Origin of the sequence: Bartonella tribocorum (assembly GCF_002778015.1) — a bacterium.
Classification (GTDB): domain Bacteria; phylum Pseudomonadota; class Alphaproteobacteria; order Rhizobiales; family Rhizobiaceae; genus Bartonella; species Bartonella tribocorum_B.
Genome location: NZ_NJPP01000047.1, coordinates 1 through 6,845, shown reverse-complemented (window position 1 = coordinate 6,845; position 6,845 = coordinate 1). Strand labels below are relative to the sequence as shown.

4 protein-coding genes are annotated in these 6,845 nt (G+C 36.5%); 1 reads left to right on the top strand and 3 read right to left on the bottom strand.

Annotated elements, in window-relative coordinates; genetic code table 11:
• The coding region (locus CEV08_RS08610; RefSeq protein ID WP_245407083.1) for an ATP-binding protein at positions 1 to 414 on the top strand (414 nt) is incomplete at its 5' end.
• Here CEV08_RS08610 and CEV08_RS08605 read toward each other — a convergent pair.
• The 3 genes from CEV08_RS08605 to CEV08_RS08595 form a co-directional block, all read right to left on the bottom strand.
• Positions 383 to 1,900 carry a metallophosphoesterase gene (locus CEV08_RS08605; RefSeq protein WP_100131209.1) on the bottom strand — a complete coding sequence of 506 codons (1,518 nt, stop codon included), beginning with the start codon at positions 1,898 to 1,900 and terminating at the stop codon, positions 383 to 385. The genes CEV08_RS08610 and CEV08_RS08605 overlap by 32 nt on opposite strands.
• Before the next feature lie 733 nt (positions 1,901 to 2,633).
• Entirely contained in the window at positions 2,634 to 3,824 is a 1,191-nt protein-coding gene (locus CEV08_RS08600; protein WP_100131208.1) for a metallophosphoesterase family protein, read from the bottom strand.
• A 434-nt stretch (positions 3,825 to 4,258) separates the two neighbouring features.
• Entirely contained in the window at positions 4,259 to 6,247 is a 1,989-nt protein-coding gene (locus CEV08_RS08595) for a M23 family metallopeptidase (protein ID WP_100131207.1), read from the bottom strand.
• Positions 6,248 to 6,845 lie beyond the last annotated feature (598 nt).

Genomic DNA, 6,845 nt, shown 5'->3' with positions numbered 1-6,845 from the left:
GGAATTATCCTTGGTGAATTGTTGACCAATTCTTTAAAACATGCCTTTCCTGATCAACGAGAAGGGCATATTTATATCTCCTTTGGCCCTGAGCCGAATGGACAATTGATGCTTATTGTCGAAGATGATGGGGTGGGCATGAAAAGCCAAACCCCAGAACAAAAAGCAGGACTTGGTCATGTGGTTGTAGAACAGCTTTGTATGCAATTTGGTGAAAAACCTCTGTTTGAAACTTCTGCTTTAGGAGGCACAAATATTGTCATTCCGGTGCCAAAACTCAATATAGATGGAGAAAAAGACAGATGGAGCAAAAGCCCCATCTCATTCATAAAGCTCTTTTTGAGAGAGTCACTTTTGTTTGTTAAACTTGAAAAAAACGCCTTTATAATAAAAGGCTACAAGTGTTGGAACTGAATATTTTTTCTCCATTTTTTCCTAAATCTTTGAGCAAAACGGGGGTGCCTGTTTTGCCATTATAAGCTTTGACGTGAATGTTTTTTCCTTGTACATCGACAAGATAGTAGTCTCCTTTAAAGAGTGCTCCTGCCGTGTAGATAGGAATATTTCCGAAGACCTTATCATCTTGTACACGGCAATAATCTTGCCGATGTTGGTGCCCTACAAAGATTGCTTTGACATTGTAACGCATAATAATTGATTTAAAGGCAGCGAGGTTTTTCATATTTTGGGGGGTAATAAAATGTGAATCCTTATCTCTAAAATAGGGACGCGCATCATGAAAATTGAGAATGATTTCTTTTCCTCTTTTACGTGCTGCTGCTAAATCTTTTTTCAGCCAACCTAAAGCACTCGTTATGTTTACTTTCGTGTGACCATCAAATAAACGCGCCGTATAGGTTGGATAATTTTGTAGCTGTACATAGTGAATATCTCCATAATCCCATGAATAGCTTAAACTTCCAGTTATGAGGTAATGAGCCGTTTCCATGTGAAGAAATGGACGATAAGTCACATGTTGATTGAAATGGGGGAGAGAACCCTTATATCTGTCTATTTCTTTTAGCATTCTTTTAACAGCACTTACTGCACAGGCATCCTTTGAAAGATTTGATAACGGTATTATACAATCACTAAGATTGTTGTAGTAATCGTGATTGCCTAGTCCTTCATAGACAGAATAAACTCCCCTTTTATAGACATTTGCATAATCTTGATAGGTCTGGGGGCGGCCATACTCGGTTAAGTCGCCATTGATGATATAAAATGCAGCTGCGTGAGATTCTAATGCTTTTGCAACTTTCCTATTGACATTGAGCCAAGGTTCTCTGTTGCTGTTCGCATTAGGATTGCCTGAGTCCAAACGCCATGGTTGCGGATCGGCTGCTATGACAACCTTATAATTTTTGGGTGCTTTTCTTTTTACGTACCAAATTGTTCTTGCGTTATCACCCAGCCCTTCCATTCGTTCAAAATAATAGTTTTTATTGGTTGAAGTAACGGAATATTTATTGGCACCACTATAGGGATTATACCATCGGAATTTTAATATCGTTCCGTCATCTGCTACTTTATATTTAACCCATCCTCCAGAACCAAAAAGCCAAGCATTTGACGTTGTTGCGGCTTTTCCCACAAAGCCTGCTGCAATTGTTTTTGAGGGCCCTTTGTTTCCCCAATATTCACCGGTTTTCCATTTTCCACGCTCGATAGCTTTATCAATTAACACCATAGAAGTTGGCGGGTCGGTCAACTCATTTACAATGTATACATCCGTTGAACGATCATCAAAGGCCATTCGTTCAGGTTTTGGTAATTTTTCGACAAAGCTTTTTCTTGTTTCGTGGGTCACAGAAAGACCTTGACTGTGAGATGCACAAGGCTTTAACAAAACGAAGAGGGTAAAAGAAAGAGCTGTAATAATCCTCTTTTTGTCTTTCATAAAATTCTCATCCAAAACTAAAAAAACTCTAGGAAATAATTGGTAGGGGAGATATCAGAAGAGGCGTTATATTTACTTTTTCATGAATCACGCTCCTCTTTTTGAAAGGATGTAACCCGTCTGAAAGATCAATTGAACTTGAAAACAATGCGATCAATTTATGGATGAACTATTGCACTAATTTACACATTTTTTACAATCACTCTCTTGCTTCTTCTGCCGCAAATTACAGCAAAAAAGCCTTCAGAGAACAAAACTTTATGGCTTTTGTATGATATATTTTAAAAAGTGATCAACCAAGAGTAGATTTGATTATTAATCATGGGGTTTGTGTAAAGTTTGAGGGCGGTTTCTTCTGCATTTTGGTAAAATAATCGTCTCTTTTTTAAAATAGTTTTGCTCTTTCCGTATAAAATGTTGCTGAAGAATTTGTCATTTTGCTCTGAGCCAAGTGGACAATTGACCAAATGGATAATTGATGCTTATTGTTGAAGATAAAGGGGTGGGCATGAAAAGCTAAGCGTTAGAGCAAAACTAGAGTCTTGTTCGTTGAATAGTTTTGTATACAGTTTGGTGAGAAGTTTCCTTTTTGAACCTGCGTTTTGCGGACACAAAGATCATCATTTTTTATCATAAACTCAATATGAAGCGGGTAAAAGAAACAGTATTTCTCTTATGAAGGTGGCTTAAACCCTTTATTTATTGACCAAGATTAACATCGAGAAAAATACCTTTATAAATTACTACAATTTTCAAAGAATTCTGTATCGGACCCTATTGGTCCCAAATCCTCGATCAAAGTAGGTTTTCCTGTTATACCATTATAAGCTTGAACACGGACATTTTTTCCTTGCACTTTGATGAGGTAGTAGTCTCCTCTAAAGAGTGCTCCTGCCGTGTAGACAGGTATATTTCCGAAAACTTTATCATCTTGTACACGACAATAACTCTGATAATGCGTATGACCAGCAAAGATTGCTTTAACATTATGAGAGGTAATGATTGATTTAAAGACTGATAGATCGTGAGCATTTTCGGGGTTAATAAAATGTGAAGAACTATTCGGAAAAAATGCATTCGCATCGTGGAAGTTTATAAGAGTGATTTTCCCTCTTGCATCAGCAGCAGCTAAATCTTTTTTTAGCCAATCCAAAGCGCTCTTAATATGGACAACTTTATCACTTTGTTTTAGATGAACTGTATAAATTGGATAATTGTGAAGTTGTACGTAATGAATATCTCCATAATCCCAAGAGTAGCCCAAGCTTCCTTCTATAGAACAAACAGATTTATTAGAAGTGTCGGTTGACTCTGTGACGTCTTGATTGAAATGGGAGAGTTCATCTTTGTATTTTTTCATTTCTTTGATCTGTCTGACGATGGCCTCTATTGCACATGCATCACCTGAAGCGTTCTGTTCTTCAGGAATCATACAATGACCAACATTATTTGCATAGTCGTGATTGCCAAGCCCTTCATAAACAGGAGAGCCAAGTTTTTTATATGTCTTGCTATAATCTTCATAGGTTTCTCTGCGACCAAATTCAGTTAAGTCACCATTGACGATATAAAAGTCTGCTTTTTGTGATTTTATAGCTTTTGCAATTTTCTCATTTCTTTTCAGCCATAGGGTTTGGTTTATTTTCGCATTAGGATCACCATAATCTAAATGCCAAGCTTGCGGATCAGCCATGATAATAGCAGTATAGTTTTTTGTAGAAATGTTCTTCTGATTTTTTGAAGATATTTGGGAGCTGTTAGGAGGCTCAATTTTGTAAGCTAACGGATGCTTTAAATCTCTAAATTGGTTTTTGGCTTCCTTTATATCATGAGGTATATTTTGAATTACTTTTTCACCTCCAATAACACAACTTGTATGATTAAATATTGCTAAAAAAATAATACTGATTGTTGTATATTTCATAATTTAACTCCTAACTTTTTGAATATTTTTTATATTATAAATATAGTATAGAATATTTTATAAATAAATTTTATATTAAAAATAACGACTATTGTATTATTTAAAATAATATAACTTCAACCCATCTTGGATAGACTTCATTCTTCAGAGATCTTTATTTTAATTGTTTTGAAATTTGCATTTGTCTTTTGATTTTACTTTTTTCTCTGTTACGCGTCTTATTTTTTACGTTGAGTTGTTGAAAAGAGGGTTAAGCTTTTTCATGATTGATGAGATTGGAAAAAGGGACGCAATGGGAATGATATGAGCAATGATGGGGCTTATAGGGTTGGGTTATTAGATAGAATGCTTAAGAAGAATTATATTCTTTTTTTGGTTTTCTCTTTCTTAATTGTTCAAACTTTCTATTGTGAACGAGAATTTGAAAGAGTATTTTAGGAAGCTTCATCAGAGGGGTCTATTGGGCTGTTTAGCAAAGCATCAATATTATTTTTTTCTTGCAGAAATGCTTGTAGATCTTGATTGGTTAAGGCTTTGCTATCGGGTATACGAATGCGCATAGGATCAACTTTTACACCATTGACAATGATTTCAAAGTGACAATGGGGGCCAGTTGCCATTCCTGTTGTTCCAATATATCCGATAACTTGTCCTTGACGTACTTTTACGCCTGGTTTGATGTCTGGAGCATAACGGCTTTGGTGTGAATAACTGCTGACATACCCATTGGCATGTTGAATTTCCGTATGATTTCCATAACCACCCGTTACGCCTACTTTGGTGACAATACCATCTCCTATAGCAATAATGGGTGATCCTTTAGGCGCTACCCAATCAACACCTGTGTGCATGCGAATATAGCCTAAAATAGGATGTTTGCGTGGACCAAAGGGGGAACCAAAAACGCCATTTGGTGTGGGTTTGCGCAGCAAGAAAGGCTTTGAATTTTTCCCTTCAGAATCATAGTAATCAACGCTTCCGTCTTTTAATTGATAACGGTAATATTTATAAGTTGTATTGCCAAAAGTTGCACTAATATAACGAATTTCCGGATCAGTATTCTTGGGTGATTCTTTTACTTTTGAATTCTTTTTGCCATTTTTGGTTTCTTTATCACTCTGCGGTAAGGCATAAAATATTTCGATCTGATCACTGGGTGTTATCCGGCTTTTCATATCAATATTAGTGGCAAGCAGACGAATAAGACGATGAGAAAGAGATTGTGATATATTATGGCTGAGCAATGCATTATAGAGTGCATCATACGCCGTTGGTAATTGCGCGCTATTGAGATAAGAATGTGGAATACCATTTTGAAAAGCCGTTTTAAGTGCTTTAGACATTTTAGGCTCTGCGCTTTCAATGAATTGGCCTTTGTCATTTAGGGCAATGGTGAGAACATGATACATCCCTTGGTAAATGCTTACGCGTACGAGATGGTCTTCTTCACCAGCTTGTGTCACGATACCAATGCGTAAAAGACTTCCCTCTTTAAGGGTATCAGAAAGGTTAAATTTTTCTAGAGTGCTGACAATCTGTTCAACTTGATCTTTTGTGTAACTGGTTTTTTTGAAAGCATCGGCTATCTTTTGTTTTTTACGAATAGGAATAATATCTTCAACATAGTTTTTGGTTAAATCAATACGATTACTTTGAGGAGAAACGGTTACATTTTCTTGAACGATACGCACTTCAGGGGACTCTGTCCCTTGGGAGTCTGAGGATATCTCTTCTAACTTTAAAGGATCAATCAGTGTGAGAACTGAAAGGAGTTCGGTGCTTTTTTCTAAAGTAAATCCAGCTTTTTGTACTTCTTGTTGTGCTTCTTCATCTGTTAGCGTATCGGTGTTCTCAAAGTTGAGTTGATTGATATCAAAATCATAGCTGCGTAAGGTAAGTCTTGTTTCGATTTTTGCCCCGTAAATCTGTCCTGAATCTTGTTGTTTGGTGCTTTTATTTTCCGAATCACTTGCCATAATGCTTAAAGAATCAAATTTGGGATAGCTATATTTTTTTTGGCGATTTTCGGCTAAAGCCATGCGAACCCATGCGAAATGTTGTGTTTGAATGACTTTTTCATCCCCTTTTTTTTGCAGAATTGATAGTTCAAATTTGCGTTTACTATCAAAGCTTTGCCGTGCATGGGTGGGAGAAATACGATCCCCTTTATACCCATTGGCTTCAGGGTCTTGTGTTTGTGAGAGGTTTTCGTTTGTAAACCATTGTGGTGGTGTTACCAATCGCTGTTGTTCATCAAGAGCCGTAAAAAGGGCAATCCCCATAAGAATGCAGGAAGTGATTCCTGTCAGCACTGTTCCTGTAAGCCAACGGGCTGAGACCTGGCGGCGCTCAGGTCGCAAGCGTTTAATGACAAGAGCAGGGTCCTGTCCGGGATCGTTTTTTTGTTGTGTATTATCCCACATAGATTCTAAGCGTACTTTTCAATATTAAACGAGGAAAGCTAACATAGCTTAGCACATTTCTACAAGAATTTGATTTACAGATTACAGGTTATGCAAACCCTTTTTATACCGCAATGTCTTTATAAAACATAGCGGTACAGAGAACACTCTTTGAATCAATGTTAAAGTAACGTAAAAAAGCGCTATCGTATTTCACCAATTCATATGCATTTCCTCGTTTTTATCCATTACGGGTAGGGCGCTATCCTTTCTTTAAAGGCGCCATGCTCTTTTTGAACGCCTTTTGTTTATACGATTTATTATGAGGAGTTATAATTTTATTTCTCTATATTTGGATAGCGTTTTTTTGTTTTTCTCTATTAAATTTTCAAAAAAGGAAAAAATGATATTGACTCTTTTGTTGAAAGAGTACTATATACGTCGAGTAACGAGAGCGGTTTCTGCTTGCGATGGTTGGTTTTTGCTCTTGTTTTGAGAACTAAGATTTATCATATATGCATTGTTTTGCCTTTTAGGTTTTTATTTTGCACTATTTAGTGTATGATATTTTTTGGTTTTAAAACGGTTTATTGACTGTTTGTTCTTTGACAAGAGAAGA